General features: G+C 70.5%; 20 protein-coding genes. 14 read left to right on the forward strand and 6 right to left on the reverse strand.

What is annotated here, in order from left to right; genetic code table 11:
- Positions 1 to 6 precede the first annotated feature (6 nt).
- The 5 genes from ACQ1X7_RS06355 to glpX are packed head-to-tail and all read left to right on the forward strand — an operon-like array spanning position 7 to position 4,052.
- Positions 7 to 411 (forward strand): TOBE domain-containing protein, encoded by a 405-nt coding sequence (locus ACQ1X7_RS06355; protein WP_432477326.1) that lies wholly within the window; start codon positions 7 to 9, stop codon positions 409 to 411.
- Positions 411 to 1,181, forward strand: coding sequence for a molybdate ABC transporter substrate-binding protein (modA, locus tag ACQ1X7_RS06360; RefSeq protein ID WP_432477327.1), 771 nt, complete (start codon positions 411 to 413; stop codon positions 1,179 to 1,181). Before ACQ1X7_RS06355 ends, modA begins: the two co-directional genes overlap by 1 nt.
- Positions 1,178 to 2,017, forward strand: a complete 840-nt coding sequence (locus tag ACQ1X7_RS06365) for an ABC transporter permease (RefSeq protein WP_432477328.1) — start codon at positions 1,178 to 1,180, stop codon at positions 2,015 to 2,017. Before modA ends, ACQ1X7_RS06365 begins: the two co-directional genes overlap by 4 nt.
- Positions 2,014 to 3,012, forward strand: a complete 999-nt coding sequence (locus ACQ1X7_RS06370) for an ABC transporter ATP-binding protein (protein ID WP_432477329.1) — start codon at positions 2,014 to 2,016, stop codon at positions 3,010 to 3,012. The genes ACQ1X7_RS06365 and ACQ1X7_RS06370 overlap by 4 nt, the downstream gene beginning before the upstream one ends.
- Positions 3,009 to 4,052 carry a class II fructose-bisphosphatase gene (gene glpX / locus ACQ1X7_RS06375; protein ID WP_432477330.1) on the forward strand — a complete coding sequence of 348 codons (1,044 nt, stop codon included), beginning with the start codon at positions 3,009 to 3,011 and terminating at the stop codon, positions 4,050 to 4,052. Before ACQ1X7_RS06370 ends, glpX begins: the two co-directional genes overlap by 4 nt.
- A gap of 64 nt (positions 4,053 to 4,116) precedes the next feature.
- Here the strand turns inward: glpX and ACQ1X7_RS06380 are convergent, their stop codons facing one another.
- Positions 4,117 to 4,953, reverse strand: coding sequence for a lipase family alpha/beta hydrolase (locus ACQ1X7_RS06380; protein WP_432477331.1), 837 nt, complete (start codon positions 4,951 to 4,953; stop codon positions 4,117 to 4,119).
- Between the two features lie 84 nt (positions 4,954 to 5,037).
- Between ACQ1X7_RS06380 and ACQ1X7_RS06385 the strand changes: the two genes are divergently transcribed.
- Positions 5,038 to 5,973: an alpha/beta fold hydrolase gene (locus ACQ1X7_RS06385; RefSeq protein WP_432477332.1), complete on the forward strand. Its 936-nt coding sequence runs from the start codon at positions 5,038 to 5,040 to the stop codon at positions 5,971 to 5,973.
- Positions 5,974 to 6,064: 91 nt separating this feature from the next.
- On the opposite strand, the gene ACQ1X7_RS06390 is transcribed toward ACQ1X7_RS06385, so the two are convergent.
- The gene (locus ACQ1X7_RS06390) at positions 6,065 to 7,156 is read right to left on the reverse strand and encodes an ABC transporter ATP-binding protein (protein WP_432477333.1); all 1,092 of its coding nucleotides are present in this window, start codon (positions 7,154 to 7,156) and stop codon (positions 6,065 to 6,067) included.
- Between the two features lie 265 nt (positions 7,157 to 7,421).
- Between ACQ1X7_RS06390 and ACQ1X7_RS06395 the strand changes: the two genes are divergently transcribed.
- Genes ACQ1X7_RS06395 through ACQ1X7_RS06410 form a run of 4 tightly spaced genes read left to right on the forward strand, consistent with a single transcriptional unit; the run spans position 7,422 to position 11,700 of the window.
- Positions 7,422 to 8,636: an extracellular solute-binding protein gene (locus ACQ1X7_RS06395; protein WP_432477749.1), complete on the forward strand. Its 1,215-nt coding sequence runs from the start codon at positions 7,422 to 7,424 to the stop codon at positions 8,634 to 8,636.
- Positions 8,633 to 9,577 (forward strand): carbohydrate ABC transporter permease, encoded by a 945-nt coding sequence (locus ACQ1X7_RS06400; RefSeq protein ID WP_432477334.1) that lies wholly within the window; start codon positions 8,633 to 8,635, stop codon positions 9,575 to 9,577. The genes ACQ1X7_RS06395 and ACQ1X7_RS06400 overlap by 4 nt, the downstream gene beginning before the upstream one ends.
- The gene (locus tag ACQ1X7_RS06405) at positions 9,577 to 10,440 is read left to right on the forward strand and encodes a carbohydrate ABC transporter permease (RefSeq protein ID WP_432477335.1); all 864 of its coding nucleotides are present in this window, start codon (positions 9,577 to 9,579) and stop codon (positions 10,438 to 10,440) included. Before ACQ1X7_RS06400 ends, ACQ1X7_RS06405 begins: the two co-directional genes overlap by 1 nt.
- Before the next feature lie 3 nt (positions 10,441 to 10,443).
- Positions 10,444 to 11,700, forward strand: coding sequence for an ABC transporter ATP-binding protein (locus tag ACQ1X7_RS06410; protein ID WP_432477336.1), 1,257 nt, complete (start codon positions 10,444 to 10,446; stop codon positions 11,698 to 11,700).
- Between the two features lie 357 nt (positions 11,701 to 12,057).
- Here the strand turns inward: ACQ1X7_RS06410 and ACQ1X7_RS06415 are convergent, their stop codons facing one another.
- Positions 12,058 to 12,630, reverse strand: coding sequence for a dihydrofolate reductase family protein (locus tag ACQ1X7_RS06415; protein WP_432477337.1), 573 nt, complete (start codon positions 12,628 to 12,630; stop codon positions 12,058 to 12,060).
- Between the two features lie 19 nt (positions 12,631 to 12,649).
- Positions 12,650 to 13,276: a dihydrofolate reductase family protein gene (locus ACQ1X7_RS06420; protein WP_432477338.1), complete on the reverse strand. Its 627-nt coding sequence runs from the start codon at positions 13,274 to 13,276 to the stop codon at positions 12,650 to 12,652.
- A gap of 330 nt (positions 13,277 to 13,606) precedes the next feature.
- Here ACQ1X7_RS06420 and ACQ1X7_RS06425 point away from each other — a divergent pair, with 330 nt between their 5' ends.
- Both ACQ1X7_RS06425 and ACQ1X7_RS06430 read left to right on the forward strand, forming a co-directional pair.
- The gene (locus ACQ1X7_RS06425) at positions 13,607 to 14,692 is read left to right on the forward strand and encodes an ArsR/SmtB family transcription factor (RefSeq protein ID WP_432477339.1); all 1,086 of its coding nucleotides are present in this window, start codon (positions 13,607 to 13,609) and stop codon (positions 14,690 to 14,692) included.
- A gap of 360 nt (positions 14,693 to 15,052) precedes the next feature.
- Positions 15,053 to 15,421 carry a DUF998 domain-containing protein gene (locus tag ACQ1X7_RS06430; protein WP_432477340.1) on the forward strand — a complete coding sequence of 123 codons (369 nt, stop codon included), beginning with the start codon at positions 15,053 to 15,055 and terminating at the stop codon, positions 15,419 to 15,421.
- Between the two features lie 73 nt (positions 15,422 to 15,494).
- On the opposite strand, the gene ACQ1X7_RS06435 is transcribed toward ACQ1X7_RS06430, so the two are convergent.
- Together ACQ1X7_RS06435 and ACQ1X7_RS06440 are read right to left on the reverse strand one after the other, a co-directional pair.
- Positions 15,495 to 15,863: a VOC family protein gene (locus ACQ1X7_RS06435; protein WP_432477341.1), complete on the reverse strand. Its 369-nt coding sequence runs from the start codon at positions 15,861 to 15,863 to the stop codon at positions 15,495 to 15,497.
- Positions 15,860 to 16,177, reverse strand: a complete 318-nt coding sequence (locus tag ACQ1X7_RS06440; protein ID WP_432477342.1) for an ArsR/SmtB family transcription factor — start codon at positions 16,175 to 16,177, stop codon at positions 15,860 to 15,862. The genes ACQ1X7_RS06435 and ACQ1X7_RS06440 overlap by 4 nt, the downstream gene beginning before the upstream one ends.
- Before the next feature lie 181 nt (positions 16,178 to 16,358).
- Here ACQ1X7_RS06440 and ACQ1X7_RS06445 point away from each other — a divergent pair, with 181 nt between their 5' ends.
- Both ACQ1X7_RS06445 and ACQ1X7_RS06450 read left to right on the forward strand, forming a co-directional pair.
- Positions 16,359 to 16,949 carry a carboxymuconolactone decarboxylase family protein gene (locus tag ACQ1X7_RS06445; protein ID WP_432477343.1) on the forward strand — a complete coding sequence of 197 codons (591 nt, stop codon included), beginning with the start codon at positions 16,359 to 16,361 and terminating at the stop codon, positions 16,947 to 16,949.
- A complete protein-coding gene (locus ACQ1X7_RS06450; protein WP_432477344.1) occupies positions 16,946 to 17,824 on the forward strand; it encodes an RNA polymerase sigma-70 factor in 879 nt (292 codons plus the stop codon). Before ACQ1X7_RS06445 ends, ACQ1X7_RS06450 begins: the two co-directional genes overlap by 4 nt.
- Positions 17,825 to 17,932: the final 108 nt, after the last annotated feature.

Consider the following 17,932-nt stretch of genomic DNA (forward strand, 5'->3'; position numbering starts at 1 on the left):
CTTCGCGTGACCACGTACCGGATCGCGGAAGCCGCCGAGCTGCTCGGCGTCAGCGACGACACCATGCGCCGCTGGATCGACGCCGGTCGGATCGCGGCCGACACCGATCGGTCGGGCGGGGGCCGGACCGTCGTCGCGGGGGACGACCTGGCCCGCCTCGCCGAGGAGCTGGCCGACCACCCCGACCGCGACCGGAACCGCGCGAGCGCGGTCAGCGCCCGGAACCGGCTCACCGGCATCGTCACCAAGGTCGTCAAGGACACCGTGATGGCCCAGGTCGACCTGATCTGCGGCCCCTACCGGATGGTGTCGCTGATGAGCGCCGAGGCTGCCGACGAGCTCGGGCTCGAGCCCGGCGTCCGGGCCATCGTCTCGGTGAAGTCCACCAACGTCGTCGTCGAGAGGCCCTGATGCGCACGCTCACCAGGTCGCTGGCCACGCTGCTGCTCCTCCTCCCGCTCGCCGGGTGCGGCGGCGGTGACGACGAGGGCGACTCGGGCGACGCGGGCGGCGCGGGCGGCGGCGAGCTCACGGTGCTCGCCGCAGCGTCCCTCACCGACGTCTACGAGGGCCTCGCCGAGCAGTTCGAGGAGGAGAACGACGCCACCGTGACCTTCTCCTTCGGGTCCAGCACCGACCTCGCGGAGCAGGCCGCCGACGGCGCGCCGGGTGACCTGCTGGCGACCGCCGACGAGACCTCGATGCAGGTCGCCGAGGACGCCGAGGTGACCGGCGAGGTCACCACGTTCGCCACGAACGTGATGGTGATCGTGACCCCACCCGACAACCCGGCCGGGATCGAGTCGCTCAACGACCTGCAGGGAGCGACCTGGGTGCGGTGCGCCGACGAGGTCCCGTGCGGGCGGGTGGCGCTCGGCGTGCTGGAGGGCGACGGCGTCACGGCCGAGCCCGCGAGTCTCGAGGAGGACGTGCGGGCGACCCTCGACAAGGTGATCTCGGGCGAGGCCGACGCCGGCCTGGTCTACGCGAGTGACGCGGTGGCTGCGGGCGACGACGTGGCGACGGTGGAGATCCCCGGAGCCGAGGAGCAGCTGACCTCGTACTACATCACCACACTGGCCCAGAGCGAGGACCCCGACCTGGCCCAGGCGTGGGTCGACCTCGTGACCTCCGAGGCCGGCCGGCAGGCCCTCACCGACGCCGGCTTCTCCCTGCCGTGACCGTCGGGCACGCCCTTCCGCCCCCGACGCGGGCGGGCCGCGCGGCGGACCCCCTCGGTCGACCGCCGGCCCTGCTGCTGGTCCCGGCGGCCGCCGCCACGCTGCTGCTCATCGTGCCGCTCGTGGCGATGGTCGCGGCCACCCCGTGGCAGCAGCTCCCGTCCCAGCTGGCGTCGGAGTCGCTCCAGGACGCGCTGTGGTTGTCGCTGCTCACCTCGACCGCCGCGATGCTCGTGTGCCTCGTGCTGGGGCTGCCGCTCGCCTGGCTGCTGGCGAGGGTCGACTTCCGCGGCCGCGGACTGGTCCGGGCCCTGGTGACCGTGCCGCTGGTCCTCCCACCCGTCGTCGCCGGCGTGGCCCTGCGCACGGCGTTCGGCCGCTCCGGCGTGATCGGCGAGCCGCTGCTCGAGCTGACGGGGTTCGCGTTCCCGTTCACGACGTGGGGCGTGGTCCTCGCCCACACCTTCGTCTCGATGCCGTTCGTGGTGATCGCCATCGAGGGCGCGCTGCGCTCGGCGGACCCCGAGTACGACGCCGCCGCCGCCACCCTGGGGGCGTCGCGGTGGACGACGTTCCGTCGGGTGACGGTGCCGCTCGCCCTGCCCGGCATCGTCGCGGGGATGGTCCTGGGCTGGGCCCGCTCGCTCGGCGAGTTCGGTGCGACGATCACCTTCAACGGCAACTACCCCGGCACCACCCAGACCATGCCCACCCTGATCTACGTGACCCGCCAGTCCGACCAGGACGCCGCACTCACCCTCAGCCTGGTGATGCTGCTGGTCTCGATCCTCGTGCTGCTCGCGCTGCGCGACCGCTGGCTGGGGACGCCCCCGTGACGGCGCCGGGCGGCCTCGACGTCGACCTCTCGGTCGCGGACCGGGTGCGGGCCGCGTTCGGGGTGGACGCGGGTTCGGTCTGCGCGGTGATCGGCCCGAACGGCGCGGGCAAGACCTCTCTGGTCCGGGCGATCGCGGGCCTCGCCCCGGCCGCGGGCCACGCCCGGCTGGGTGGCGTCGACCTCCTGGGGCTTCCCGCCCGCGACCGCGGGATCGGCATGGTCTTCCAGGGCCAGCGGCTGTTCCCGCACCTGTCGGCCCGCGCCAACGTCGCCTTCGGCCCCCGCTCGCGCGGAACGGCGCGGGCCGAGGCCGACGCCGCTGCGCAGCAGTGGCTCGACCGGTTCGGCATCGGGGACCTCGCCGGGCGCAAGCCCCCACGGCTCTCGGGAGGGCAGGCGCAACGGGTGGCGATCGCACGGGCGCTCGCGACCGACCCCGCGCTGCTGCTGCTCGACGAGCCGCTCACCGGCCTCGACGTGAAGGTCGCGACCGCGCTGCGGATCGAGCTGGGCCGCCACCTCGCGTCGTACGGCGGAGTCACCCTGCTGGTCACCCACGACGCCATCGACGCCCTCACCATCGCCGACCGCGTGCTGGTGCTCGACGCGGGCCAGGTGGCCCAGGTCGGCACCCCGGCCGAGGTCGCCCAGCGTCCCGCGACCGAGCACGTCGCCCGGCTGGTGGGCCTCAACGTCGTCCGCCGCGGCACCGAGCTGATGGCCTTCACCCCCGACGCGGTCGCCGTCGGGCTGCGCGAGCCGGACGGGTCCCCGCGGCTGCGCTGGCGGGGCCGGGTGGCCGACGCCGCGCCCCACGGCGACGCGGTGCGGCTGCTGGTGCACGCCGACCCCGACCTGATCGCGGACGTGACGCCCGCGGCGGCCGCCGACCTCGGGCTGGCGCCCGGCACCGACGTCTGGCTGTGGGTGAAGGCCACGGCCGTCCGTACCTACCCGGCCGACACCTCCGGGGTCGGTACAGTCAGCGCATGACGCAGCCCGACACCCCGCCCGAGACGTCGGGCGAGCCTCCCGTGACCCCCGGCAAGGTCGACCGCAACCTCGCGATGGAGCTGGTCCGGGTCACCGAGGCGGCGGCGATGGCCGCAGGCCGTTGGGTCGGGCGGGGCGACAAGAACGGCGCCGACGAGGTGGCCGTCAACGCCATGCGGGTGATGATCTCCACGGTCAGCATGGACGGCACCGTCGTCATCGGCGAGGGCGAGAAGGACCAGGCGCCCATGCTCTACAACGGCGAGAAGGTCGGCGACGGCACCGGCACCGAGTGCGACGTCGCGGTCGACCCGATCGACGGCACCACCCTCACGGCCAAGGGGATGAGCAACGCCATCTCGGTGCTCGCCGTGGCGCCGCGCGGCGCGATGTACGACCCGTCGGCGGTCTTCTACATGAAGAAGCTGGTCACCGGCCCCGAGGCGGCCGACGTCGTCGACATCCGGCTGCCCGTCGCCGAGAACATCCACCAGGTGGCGAAGGCCAAGGGGTCCAACCCCGAGGACGTCACCGTCGTGCTGCTCGACCGGCCACGCCACGAGAAGCTGGTCGACGAGATCCGCAAGACCGGGGCCCGGATCAAGTTCATCACCGACGGCGACGTCGCCGGTGCGATCATGGCCGCGCGGCCCAACACCGGCATCGACCTGCTGCTCGGCGTCGGCGGCACCCCGGAGGGGATCATCGCGGCGTGCGCCATGAAGTGCACCGGCGGCGTGATCCAGGGCCAGCTCTGGCCCACCGACGACGACGAGCGCCAGAAGGCGCTCGACGCGGGGCACGACCTCGACACCGACCACGTGCTCACGACCGACGACCTGGTCCAGAGCGACGAGGCCTTCTTCGTCGCCTCGGGCATCACCGACGGAGAGCTGATGCACGGCGTGCGCTACCGCGCCGGCGGGTGCACCACCAGCTCGCTGGTGATGCGGGCGCGCAGCGGCACCATCCGCTCCATCGTCTCCGAGCACCAGCTGAAGAAGCTACGCACTTTCGCCTCGATCGACTTCGACCACTGATCCGAGCCCTGGCCGCGAGCGTGCGAGCGGACAAGCATTGCGAGGAGATTGAGGGTCGCAGGCATCAGGCCGAGCCGGCGAGGCGTGAGCGAGACGTCTCGAAATCACGGACCCGGTGGCGGGCCAGCGCCGCGGCCACCTGCTCGATGACCCGCGGGTCGATCGCCATGCCCACGTGGGAGGCACGGACCTCGACCGGCTCGGCGAGCGGGTCGACGCACGCCCGCCAGTCGACGATGCCGTCGCGCCTGGAGTAGACCGCCGTGAACCCGACGCCGTCGGGCACCGGGAGCCGGCTCTCCTCGAAGCTCTCGCGTGCGCAGTCGCCCGCCACGCACTCCGCGGCCATCAGTCCCCGCACTCCCGCCCGGCTCAGCCGGACCAGCACGTCGACGCTGCAGGTGAGCGACACGTGGTGGGCGGCCGGGGCCAGCATCGGGCTGCCCAGGGTGACGATGCCGGAGACCAGGTCGGGACGCCGTACGGCGAGCCCGCGCGCCAGCATGCCGCCCAGGCTGTGCCCGACCACCTGGACGCGCGACCCGCGGCGCTGCGCGATCGCCTCCAGCCGCGCCTCGAGCTCCGCGGCCGCGGTCCGGGTGCAGCCGACGTTGGCGCGGATCAGCGAGCGGTAGGTGCGGTGGCCGCGGCGGCGCAGCGACCGGGCCAGGAGCGAGAGGCTGGCGTCGCCGGCCAGGAAGCCGGGCACCAGCACGACCGGCTCGCCGCGCTGCGGCGACCCGGCCCGGTCGGGGAGGTCCCGCCGACGCCGCCGCTCGCCGGCGAGCCACACCAGGTGCCGCCCGGTCTCGCTGACGACGCTCCCCTCCCGGAGCACGGCCGCCACCCCCGGACGGTCGAAGCCGTCCGGGTGCAGGAAGCCGCCGAGCGTGCGAGCCATCTGTCGAGGGTAGGGGCCGGGCGGCGAGGTCGGAGGCATTTCACAGACCCCGGGTCACTTCCGTACGGGCGGTACGGTCAGGACATGGCCCCGCACACCGACCATGAGCACGACGTGGTGGCCTCCGAGGAGCTCTTCGCCCCGGTCGGCCGCGGTGTCGAGCTGTGCTACCAGACCTACGGCGACCCCGACGACGAGCCGGTGCTGCTCGTGATGGGCCTCGGCGGTCCCATGACGTGGTGGGACCCCGAGCTGTGCCGGATGATCGCCGCACGGGGGCGCTACGTCATCCGCTTCGACAACCGGGACACCGGCCGCTCGACCAAGCTGACCGGCCACCGGGCCACCCGTGGTGCCCTGGTCCGGGCCTTCGCCGGGCAGTCGGTCACGCCGCCGTACACCTTGACGGACATGGCCGACGACGCGTGCGGCCTGCTCGACCACCTGGGGCTGGAGTCCGCCCACGTCGTGGGGGTGTCGATGGGCGGGATGATCGCCCAGGTGATGGCGATCGCCCACCCCGACCGGGTCCGCAGCCTCACCAGCATCATGTCCACGACCGGGAAGCGGTCGGTGGGCTGGCAGCACCCGCGGCTGCTGCCGATGCTGGTCGCCCCTCGGGGCCGGGGCCGCGAGGCGTACGCCGCCACCTCGGCCAAGATGTCGGTGCTCATCGGGTCGCCGGCCTTCCCGGTGCCGCGCGAGGAGGCGCTCACGCGGGCGCGCGAGACCTTCGACCGTGGCTTCTCGGCGAGCGGGGTGCTGCGCCAGATGCTGGCGATCGTCGCCGAGCCCAACCGGGCGCCGCGACTGCGCGGGCTGCGGATCCCGGCCACCGTGGTCCACGGCACCTCCGACCGGATGGTGCACGTGTCCGGCGGCCGGGCGACGGCCCGCGCCATCCCCGGCGCCGACCTGCTGCTGGTCGACGGCATGGGGCACGACCTGCCGCGCGAGCTCTACCCGACCTTCACCGACGCCGTCGAGCGCTCGATCACCCGCACCCACGACCACCGTTGAGTTGGGCTCGCCTCGGCGTTGAGTTGGGCCTGGCTCGGGCAGAGGCCCGAGCCAGGCCCAACTCGAGCCCGAGCGAAGCCCAACTCGACGGTCAGTCGGACAGCCGTTCGCCGGTCTCGGTGTCGAAGACGTGGACGTCCTGCGGGTCGGTCGTGACGTAGAGCGTCTCGCCCTTCTGCGGGTGGTTGCGGCCGCTGACCCTGATGATCACGTTGCCCGGCGTCCCCTCGACGTCGCAGGTGCCGTAGACGTAGCTGTCGGCCCCGAGCTCCTCGACCACGGTGACCCGGACCGGGAGGCCGCCCTCACCGTCGGAGACCACGCGCCACGCCTCGGGTCGTACGCCGACCGTGATCTGCTCGTGCTGGGCACCGATCTGCTGCGAGGCCGCTGGGTCGACCGGCACCAGGTAGTCGCCGATCTGGGCCTGGCCGTCCTTGGCCCGGCCGCTGATCAGGTTCATCTGCGGACTGCCGATGAAGCCGGCGACGAACAGGTTCTGCGGCTTGTCGTAGAGCCGCAGCGGCGTGTCGACCTGCTGCAGCAGGCCGTCCTTCATGACGGCGACCCGGTCGCCCATCGTCATCGCCTCGACCTGGTCGTGGGTGACGTAGACCGTGGTCACGCCCAGGTCGGACTGGAGCTTCGCGATGTCGGTGCGGGTCTGGACCCGCATCTTGGCGTCCAGGTTGGACAGCGGCTCGTCCATGCAGAACACCTGCGGGTTGCGCACGATCGCGCGGCCCATCGCGACCCGCTGCCGCTGGCCACCGGAGAGCGCCTTGGGCTTGCGCTCGAGGTAGTCCTCGAGGCCCAGGAGCCGCGCGGCCTCGGCGACCCGCTCCTTGCGCTGCGCCTCGGGCACCTTGGCCATCTTGAGCGCGAACGCCATGTTGTCGGCCACGGACATGTGCGGGTAGAGCGCGTAGTTCTGGAACACCATCGCGATGTCGCGGTCCTTGGGCGGCATGTGGGTGATGTCCCGGTCGCCGATCAGGATCCTGCCCTCGTTCACCTCCTCCAGCCCGGCGAGCATCCGAAGCGTGGTGGACTTCCCGCAGCCCGAGGGTCCGACGAGCACCATGAACTCGCCGTCGTTGATCTCGAGGTCGATGCCGGGCACTGCGGGGGCATCCGTCCCGGGATACCAGCGCTGGGCCTTCTCGAAGGTCACTGTTGCCATGTGTGGTTCTTCCCTTCACCGGCAGGTACGTGCCGGACGATCCGTCGTGAAGTGACGGCGGTCACGTTAGCGGTACCGAGCCCGCCGAACGCCGGGTGCCTGACTCGCGGACGGGGAAGGTTGCCAAGACCTTCCCCACGTGAGTTGACTGTGACCCACCACACACGACGAGAGGAGCGAGCGGATGCGGCGGCCCTCGGTTCGGAAGACGCGCGCAAGCACGGCTCGGAGACGCGTCGGGGCGGCGGGACTGGGCGTGACCTGCATGCTCGGGCTCGTGGCCTGCTCGGGTGACGACGGCGGTCCACCGGAGCTCACCTGGTACATCAACCCCGACGCCGGCGGCCAGGCCGCCGTCGCGGAAGCCTGCTCGACCGACGACTACACGATCACGACCCAGGTGCTGCCCCAGGACGCCAACCAGCAGCGGATCCAGCTGGCCCGGCGCCTCGCGGCCGGGGACCCCGAGATCGACATCATGAGCATCGACCCGCCCTTCACGGCGGAGTTCGCGGACGCCGGCTACCTCGCCGAGATCCCGCAGGACATGCAGGACGCGTTCCGCGAGCAGGCGTTCGAGAGTGCGGCCGAGGCCGCCACCTGGAACGACCAGATCGTGGTGGCGCCGTTCTGGTCGAACACCCAGGTCCTCTGGTACCGCAAGTCGTTCGTCGAGAAGGCCGGTGTCGACATGAGCCAGCCGGTCACCTGGGAGCAGATCATCCAGGCGGCCGACCAGAACGGCGGCACGGTCGCCGTGCAGGCCAACAAGTACGAGGGCTACACGGTGTGGATCAACGCGCTGATCGCCGGCGCAGGGGGTGAGATCGCCTCGAACACGGAGGCGGGTGCGGACGCGCAGATCGACATTGCCTCCGGGCCCGGCCAGGACGCCGCCGTCGTGATCGAGGAGCTGTCCTCCTCTGCAGCCGCACCCCCCGACCTGTCGGTCTCCAACGAGGGCACGGCGGCAGCCACGTTCGCCAGTGACGCCGGGGCGTTCATGGTCAACTGGACCTTCATCCTCAACGGGGCCGGCTACGACGAGGAGCTCGTCGACGACCTCGGCTGGGCCCGCTACCCGCAGACGGTCGAGGGCGAGGAGTCGCGACCGCCGTACGGCGGCATCGGCATCGGGGTGAACGAGTTCTCCGACAACAAGGACCTCGCCGTGAGTGCGCTCCCGTGCCTGACCAGCCCGGAGAACCAGGCACTCAACGCCGAGCTCACCGGCAACATGCCGTCCAGCGAGGCCGGCTACGACCAGCCGAAGGTGCAGGAGCTGTTCCCGGCCGACCTGCTCGCACTCTTCCAGGAGAGCCTCGAGGACGCGGCGCCGCGCACCCTGACGCCGTACTGGAGCGACATCTCCGGAGGCATCCAGAGCACGTGGCACCCCCCGTCCGGCGTCGATGACCAGACACCGGAGCAGTCGAAGCAGTTCATCGAGGACGTGCTCCAGGGAAGGAGACTGCTGTGACCGCGACGCAAGCACCCCCGAAGGACTCGACCACGCGGCGGGCCAAGGCGATCGACAGCGACCGCGCCAAGGCCGAGAACCGGCTGGGCCTTCGGCTGGTCGCCCCCGCAGTGATCCTGATGCTGCTGATCACCGCCTACCCCATGCTCCAGGCGCTCTACCTGTCGCTGTTCCGCTACCGGCTCACGGTGCCGGACGACCGCGAGTTCATCTGGTTCTCCAACTACGGCACCGTGCTCACCGACCCGCTGTTCTGGCAGGACACGTGGAACACCGTGCTGATCATGGTGGTGACGGTGGCCGTCGAGCTGGTGATCGGCTTCGCGTTCGCCATGGTGATGCACCGGATCGTCTTCGCGCGCGGTGCGATCCGCACCTCGATCCTGATCCCGTACGGCATCATCACCGTCGTCTCGGCGTTCGCCTGGCAGTTCGCGTTCAGCCTCAACAACGGCTTCGTCAACGGCTGGCTGCCGTTCGTCGAGGAGAACTTCAACTGGTTCGGCGACCACTGGCCGGCGATGTTCGCGATCATGATCTCCGAGATCTGGAAGACCACGCCCTTCATGGCGCTGCTCCTGCTCGCGGGCCTCTCCCAGGTCTCCGAGGACATGCTCGAGGCCGCACAGGTCGACGGGGCCACCTGGTGGCAGCGCCTGTGGAAGGTGATCCTCCCCAACATGAAGGCCGCGATCATGGTCGCGGTGCTGTTCCGGGCCCTGGACGCGTACCGGATCTTCGACAACATCTTCGTGATGACCAGGGGAGCCCAGGAGACCGAGTCGGTGTCGTTCCTCACTTACCGCCAGAGCATCGAGCAGGTGCAGCTCGGACTGGGTTCGGCCCTCTCCGTACTGCTCTTCCTGAGCGTGCTGCTGCTGGCCTGGCTGATCGTGAAACTGTTCGGCGTCGACCTGGCGGCCGCGAGGGGTGAGGGCTGATGAACAACAAGACGAACGTCGGCACCTGGATCGGCTTCGTGCTGATCCTGGTCTGGTGCCTGCTGCCGGTCGTGTGGATCATCTCGCTGTCCTTCAAGTCCCCAGAGGAGACGGCGGCAGGAAGTCCCACGTTCCTGCCGAGCGACGCGACCCTGCAGAACTACCGGGACATCCTCGGCATCGGCTCGGTCACGCCGGGCCAGGAGGGGGTCAGTGCCGACTTCCTCGACGCGCTGCGCAACTCGTTCGGCATCTCGCTCATCGCCACCTTCCTGGCCGTGGTGTTCGCGACCCTCGCCGCGTACGCCATCGCGCGCCTGGAGTTCCGGGGGAAGCGCGTGGTCCTGACCATGGCCCTCGCGATCGCGATGTTCCCGGTGGTGTCGCTGGTCGGCCCGCTGTTCGACATGTGGCGGACCATCGGTCTGTTCAACACCTGGCCGGGCCTGATCATCCCGTACATGACGTTCACGCTGCCGCTGGCGATCTGGACCCTGTCGGCGTTCTTCCGCGAGATCCCGTGGGAGATGGAGCAGGCGGCCCAGGTCGACGGAGCGACGTCGTGGCAGGCGTTCCGGAAGGTGATCGTGCCGTTGGCGGCGCCCGGGGTGTTCACCGCGGCGATCCTGACGTTCTTCTTCGCCTGGAACGAGTTCGTGCTCGCGATCTCGCTGACGTCGACCACCAGCTCGCGCACCGTACCGGCCCAGCTGTCCTACTTCGTCGGGCCCGACCCGTTCAACCCGCCCTACGGGCTGCTCGCCACCGCCTCGGTGGTGGTGACCATCCCGATCATCATCATCGTCCTGCTGTTCCAGCGCAGAATCGTCGCCGGCCTGACGTCCGGCGCAGTGAAGGGGTAACTCATGGCTGCCATCGACATGAAGAACATCGTCAAGCAGTACGGCGACGGGTTCCCCGCCGTCAACGACGTCAGCATCGACGTGCAGGACGGCGAGTTCATGATCCTCGTCGGTCCCTCCGGCTGCGGGAAGTCCACGTTGCTCCGCATGGTCGTCGGGCTCGAGGACATCACCTCCGGCGACATGATGATCGGTGACAAGAAGGTCAACGACCTCGCGCCACGCGACCGCAACCTGGCGATGGTGTTCCAGAACTACGCGCTCTACCCGCACCTGACCGTCTACGAGAACATCGCGTTCCCGCTGCGGCTGGCGGGGGCACCCGACAGCGAGGTCGACGAGAAGGTGCGCAAGGCCTCGGCGACCCTGGAGCTCGACGAGCACCTCGAGCGCAAGCCCGGCAACCTGTCGGGCGGGCAGCGGCAGCGGGTCGCGATGGGCCGGGCCATCGTCCGGGACGCCGACGCGTTCCTCTTCGACGAGCCGCTGTCGAACCTCGACGCCAAGCTGCGCGGCCAGATGCGGACCGAGATCTCCCGGCTCCAGAAGCGGCTCGGCATCACCACCATCTACGTCACCCACGACCAGACCGAGGCGATGACCCTCGGTGACCGGGTAGCAGTGCTGAAGCGGGGCGTGCTGCAGCAGCTCGCGACGCCACGGGAGCTCTACGAGCAGCCGGGCAACCTGTTCGTCGCCGGCTTCATCGGCTCGCCGCCGATGAACTTCCTGCCGGCGACGGTCGAGGGGACCTCGGTGAAGCTGCCCTTCGGCACGGTGGACATCCCGGCCGCGAAGGCCGAGAAGGCGGCCGGCAAGGGACTCCTGATCGCCGGGATCCGGCCCGAGCACTTCGAGGACGCCTCCGTGGTCAGCTCCGGCCGCGAGGGCCACACCTTCCGCGCCAAGGTCGACGTCGTGGAGTGGCTCGGCAACGAGGCCTACGCCTACATCCCGTTCGAGGCGCCGCCTGAGGTCCAGGCCCAGCTCACCCAGCTCGAGAAGGACCTCGACGGGGAGGCGATGCGCACCCAGCTCGTCGTCAGCCTCGACGGGTCCAGCCGGATCGACGAGGGCGACGAGGCGGAGATCTGGGTCAACACCGACAAGATCCACCTGTTCGACCCCGCCAGCGGCGAGAACCTCACCCTCGACGCCGGCCGCGCCGGCACGCTGCCGGCCGCCAACGCCATGCAGGCGGCCGAGGAGGTCGGCCGCGAGCAGGACCAGGCCAGCAGCAGCGAGGGGACGACGCCGTAGTCCGTCACCTCTGATGACAGCGTGGCCCGGGGACCCGTCCCCGGGCCACGGTCGACCCTCCCGGGCGGACCCCCCACCCCTCGGGACGGTCCTCGCGCTCACATTCGCACGTCGCGCCGGTACGGCACCCGGTCCCGGGAGGCCGACCCGGACGGCCGATACGGGACAGGGGTCCACGCCGCTGCTGCGGTCCGCGTCAGGGGCGGACTGGTCGCCACGTGTGATTCCGCTTGCGGACTTGTGTCGTCCTGGCTGTGTCACGCCCCGAGGACTGAGCCCTCTCCACTCCAGGCGCCTGAACTCGATCGACCTTGCCTGAGTCCACGACGAGGGGCGGCGCCGGCGCTTCTTCGGTGGTCAGTGGCGGGTGGGTCGGTAGGTGAGTTCCTGGGTGTGGCTGTCGAGGGTCAGGGTCTCGAGCAGCTCGAGGTCGTAGTCTTCGCCGCCCGCGAAGATGGGGTCGACTCCCGAGGTGCCGGTGATGGCGGGGAAGATCGTCACCTGGAGGCGGTCGACCAGGCCGGCGGCCATCAGCGCCCGATTGAGCGACAGGCTGCCGTGCGAGCGCAGCGGCACGTCGGACCCTTCCTTGAGCCGGGCGACGATGTCGGCGGGGTCGCCGCCCTTCACGGTCGCGTCGGGCCAGTCCAGCGGCTCGTGCAGCGTGTTCGACACGACGGTGGCGGGGATGTCGCGCATGCGGGTGACCCACGGGTCGAGCGACTCGATCTGGTCGCCGGCGGCGAGCATCTGGGCGTGTGCCCGGTAGGTGGTCGCCCCGAAGACCATCCGCAGGTCCTGGTCGTACAACGCGAGGCGATGCTCGAGGAGCTCGGGGCCTTGCTTGCCCCAGTAGCCGCCCCAGTCGCCGGTGTTGGCGCCGTAGCCGTCGAGGCTGGAGAAGACGTCCCAGGTGTAGGTGGCGGTCACGATGGTCTCCCTGGAACGGTCACTTGGTGGGGTCGGATGCGTACTGGGGGCGTCCACCTGGCCGGTAGGTCTGCAGGATGATGCCCTTCGGGAAGGCCCGTGTCTCGACTAGGTCGAGCGCCAGATCCGGTCCGCTGTCGGGGAAGAGTCGGTCACCCTGCCCGACGATCACTGGCGCGACGAGAAGGGTGAGCTCGTCGACGAGGCCGTTGGCGAGCAGCCAGTGGCTCAGCTTGCCGCTGCCGTGCACTTGCAGCTCGTCTCCTGGCTGGGTTTTGAGTTCGCGGACCGCGCTGGTGAGGTCGCCGGAGATGACGGTCGTGTGCGCCCACGTCGGGTCGGTGAGGGTGGAGGACGCCACGTACTTCGGTCGGGTGTTGAGGGCGGTCGAGATCGGGTTGTCGCCCCGGTCGGATCCCCAGGTGCCGGTGCCCCAGGACCAGGCGAACATGTCGTAGGTGCGGCGGCCGAACAGGAACGCGTCGGCTCGCTGGTAGTAGTCGCCGAGGTAGGTCAGTGACTCGTCTTCGAAGAGGGGCCTGGCCCAACCGCCGCGTTCCATGCCCGGGTCGAAGTCGGGGTGGCGTCCACCGTTGGACTGGTAGACGCCGTCGACGGAGACCTGGATGTTGACTTTCAGTTCCATGCTGGTGGCTCCCTTCTCTACGCGGCGGTCTTTCGCTCACTCGGTGGCGGCTGCGGAAGAATCGTCGTGGCGGGGGCGGAGGACCCCGCCACCCTCATCGGAGCCGTTGTCAGGGGCCCGGAATCGGGCCGGATACCGAGCCGGGGAGGGACACGAAGGCGGCGGCAACGATTCGCGTCATGAGTGCACTTTTCCGCCTCGTCGATCGTTGCTGCAATGCATTCGATGCATTTCGAATCCCCCTCGTGGCAGTGTGGGCCGCGGAGGAGCATGTCGGCGGCGGTGTCGAAGCGGCCGCCGTCGCCTGCTCGCGACGAAGGGAATTCGCCGATGGCCATCCGCATCGAGACCGATGCTGGGGCTTTGGCTCGGTCGCGCTTCGCAACCTCACCGGCTTTCGACATCGTCGCGACGCTCCGCGGCCGGCAGAGTTCGGGGTTGCGGCACGCCCGGCACTGGTACGGCCGTGCGCACGCGCGGCTCGACGCGGCGACGATGGAGCTGTTGCACGCCCTGGTGCCCGCTGATCACCCGTACGTCCCGGACTTCCTCACCCCCCAACCAGGTCAACCGCGTGAGACCCGCGACGGGGTGGTTGCTGCCGTCGCCGCAACGCCGGTCGACGAGGTGGCGAGCCAGTTGGACCATCTGTTCGACGGCCGCCCCGTGCACCAAGGCTTCGCCGACGCCATGGGCGGCGAGGCGACGTACCGTCGGTGGCGGCGACGGCCACCTCCCCACGTGCAGGAACTGCTCGATGCCGGCGAGGGGGTAGTGGCCGTCGAGGCTGCTGCGGCGATGGGCAGGTTCTTCGACGCGGCGCTCGCCGAGGACTGGCCCGCGATCGCCGCGGTCCTCGAGACCGACATCGCGTACCGGTCGGAGGTCACAACCAGCCAGGGGATCGCCGCCATGCTCGACACGTTCGGTTCAGATCTGCGGTGGGACGGTGAACGCGTCTCGTACCCCTCGCGCTTCGAGGTCACCGTCGACTGGGCCGGCGACGGGCTCGTGTTCGTCCCCTGCGCCGCGCACGTCGAGCCGATCCTGTTCCGAATCGACCGGCCTCACAGCCCGCTGGTGATGTACGCCGCCCGTGGCACTGCCGCCCTGTGGAACCCCACACCACTCCACGCCCACGGAGCACAACTCCGCGAGCTCCTCGGCGCTACGCGGCTCAACATCCTGAGACACGTCGGGATCCCCCACACGACTGCGGCCCTCGCCGCGGAGGACGGCCACGCCCCGGCCACGATTTCCTACCACCTCGGAGTGCTCCGGCGAGCGGGCCTCGTCACCAGTCAGCGCAGCGGACACGGCGTCCTCTACAGGCGCACCGCCCTCGGCGACGCCCTGCTCGACGGAGAGCTGCCCGGGTCAACCACCGCTCCCGGCCCGCCAAGACAGAACCCCTGACAGGAGACAGCCACGTTTGCCCGAGAAGCAGCAACGCGGCCCGGTCACCATCCTGCATCGGGTCGCTCCGCGAGCCGATCCGCCACCGGCGGGCAACGGAGGTCTGTCCGTCCGCGCGGTCGTCAGGCCGCGCTCGCCATTCTGACCCCGAAGGCCCGCACGGCCTGACGGGGCCGAGGACTCCCACCGATCCGGCATCCGACCCAGCCATCCGATGACGTTCGGCCCTGGAGAGGAGCCGGTGGTCGGGCTCAGCATTGATCTAGGGCACACGGCGCTCCCGAGGTCCGCGGTCTGTGGACCGGGGCGCCATCGAGGCGTGATCCCTGAGGGTTCGGAGGGCAGCGATGTCCTGCACGCATGGCGCAGTTCGCGCCAGGCTTCGAGACCGGTTCGCGGGCGCACCGCCGGAGACCCTGCGGCACGGGCTGCTCGCTGCCGGCGCGGCATCCTTCCGTCCTCTACGTCGTCGCCACCGACTTCGTGGCGGCCTTCCAGTGGAACGGATATCGCCGGAGCGAGCAGATGGTGAGCGAGCTGTTCGCGGTCGGCTCGCCTGGCCACGAGGTGCTCGTCTCCTTCAGCTGGCTCTACATCGCGCTCACCACGGCCTTCGGCATCGGAGTGTGGTCTTCCGCGCGCGGACGTCGGCCGGTGCTCTGGATCGTCGTGCTCGCCACTGCGCTGTGGCGCGAACCGCACGCACGCAGTGACCGATCGGCTCGCTGATCGTGCCCAGCCGGCCTGCACCCCAGCGCAGCGCACCCCCCACTCGCGAACCACCCTTCCGAAGAAGGGGCTCTCACTCGGTGAGCCCCGCGTCTGCGTCGTACTGATGCAGTCCGATCAGGACGCCGACGGGGTCCACCACATAGCAGCCGCGTCCCACTCCGGCGATCTCGAACGGCTCGACGACGACCTGGCCACCGGCCGCGGCCACGGAGGCGGCTGCTTCCCCCAGGTCTGGTACCCGGATCACGACGATCGACCGAGGCTGCCCGTCCAGCGAGGTGAGGAGTCCGGTGTCGACGCCGGTCGTGCCTCCATCGGCGACCAGGTAGTCGCTGGTGGCGAATGGCTCGGGTTCCCAGCCGAAGACCGTGGCCATGAACGCACGGGTCGCCCCGAGGTCGGGGCTGTGGATCTCGGTGTAGGTGACAGGTCGGTTCATGGCACAGCTCCTCTGGTCTTCTCGACGTGGCCGGGGAGGGGTGAGGTCCGCCAGGTGTCCACGAGGCCGGACAACCACGACTCCAGGACGATGAGCGTGGCGGGGTCCAGCTCGTAGGGACTCTGGCGGCTGCCGCTCGTACGGCGCACGACCCCGGCGTCCCGCAGCACCCGCAGGTGCTGCGAGGTCGCAGGGCGGCTGAACTGCGACAGCGCCGCCAGCTGACCGGCCGAGGCTCGTCCGTGTGCCAGACGCTGCACGATCCCACGTCGCGTGGGATCTGCCAGCGCAGCCAGCGTCTGGTCGATCGTCATGTCGGTGGCTCCTTCGAACTGGTAAGTCTGATCTTACCAGTGGGGGGTGGCGTGACCGTCACTCGGTGCGTCCCGTCACGTCCCAGCGCGCTGCCGGGTGTCACAGCCACGGACCGGCCGGTGTCTCCATGCGGTGACGACACCGGACAGGTCGACACGGCCACGTGACACAGGAGGACAGATGGAGCACACCACCCGCATTCCCCCCGCGGAGATCACCGGTTTCAAGGGCGCGTTGATCAAGCGGATGATCCAGAGGAAGCTGGGCCAGGTGCCCACGGCGGTGGGCGTCTACTGGCACAACCCCCGTGTCCTGTTCGCCAGCTCGGGGCTCGGCGGCAAGGTGCAGAAGTGGGATGCCTGCGACGAGGGCCTGAAGTCGCTGGCGCACATGGCGGTCGCGTCGTTGGTCGGCTGCACGTGGTGCCTGGACTTCAACTACTTCGAGGCACGCAACAAGGGGCTGGACCTGGAGAAGGCGCGCGAGGTCCCGCGCTGGCGTGAGTCGTCAGCCTTCACGCCGCTGGAGCGGGACGTCCTGGAGTACGCCGAGGCGGCGAGCCAGACGCCGCCGACGGTGACCGACGACCTGGTGGACCGCCTGCACGCCGCGCTGGGGCCAGCCGCACTCATCGAGCTCACCTCGGTCATCGCGTTCGCGAACATGACCACCCGTGGCAACGTCGCCCTCGGCATCGAGTCCGACGGCTTCGCTGCCGCGTGCGGGCTCAAGCCCCTGGCCGGGCGGCCCGGGGTAGCGTCCGCGTCGTGAGCGAGGACCCCTTCGGCGTCCACCGCAGCCTGCTGTTCACCGTCGCCTACGAGATGCTCGGCTCGGTCGCCGACGCCGAGGACGTGGTGCAGGAGACCTGGCTGCGGTGGGCCGCCCTGGCCGACACCGACCGCAGCGAGGTCCGGGACCCACGGGCCTACCTGGTGCGGATCGTGACCAGGCTCTGCCTCAACCGGTTCCGCACACTTGCGCGACAGCGCGAGGACTACGTCGGCGAGTGGCTGCCCGAGCCCCTGCTCACCAGCCCGGACGTCGCGGAGGACGTCGAGCTCGCGGAGAGCGTGTCGATCGCGATGCTGGCGGTGCTCGAGACGCTGCTGCCGATCGAGCGCGCGGTCTTCGTGCTGCGAGAGGTCTTCGACGTGCCCTACGGCGAGATCGCCGAGGCGCTGGACAAGTCGCCGGCGGCGGTGCGACAGATCGCGACCCGAGCCCGCAAGCACGTGGCGGCACGGCGGCCCCGGATGTCGGTCAGCCGTGCCGAGCAGGAGCGGGTGGTCGAGCGGTTCCTCGCCGCGCTGACCACCGGCGACGTCCCCGGGCTGCTCGAGGTGCTCGCCCCCGACGTGCTCGTCGTCGGCGACGGCGGCGGCCTGGCCCCGACGATCCCGAAGCCGGTCCGCGGGGCGGCGAAGCTGGCCCCGGTGATGGCCCGCTTCGCCGACATGGCGCCGGGCGCCCGGGCCTTCGTCGTCGACCTCAACGGCGGCATCGCGGCCCGCATCGACCCGGGGGGCGACAACGACACCGCCGTTTCGTTCGTCATCGAGGACGGCCGGATCACGCAGATGTACGCCATCCGCAACCCCCGCAAGCTCGCGCGGCTGGACGAGGTGGCCGAGCTCCGGCGATGAGGTCGGGTGCCTGGCTGAGGGCGGGGATGATCCGGGTGCTGCCGACGGATGACTGCCCGCACCTGCTGCCCGGGGTCGAGCTGGACTCCCCCACTTCGTGTCCTCGAT

The sequence above is a fragment of the Nocardioides sp. GXQ0305 genome, from assembly GCF_050880345.1.
In the GTDB taxonomy this organism is placed as follows: domain Bacteria; phylum Actinomycetota; class Actinomycetes; order Propionibacteriales; family Nocardioidaceae; genus Nocardioides.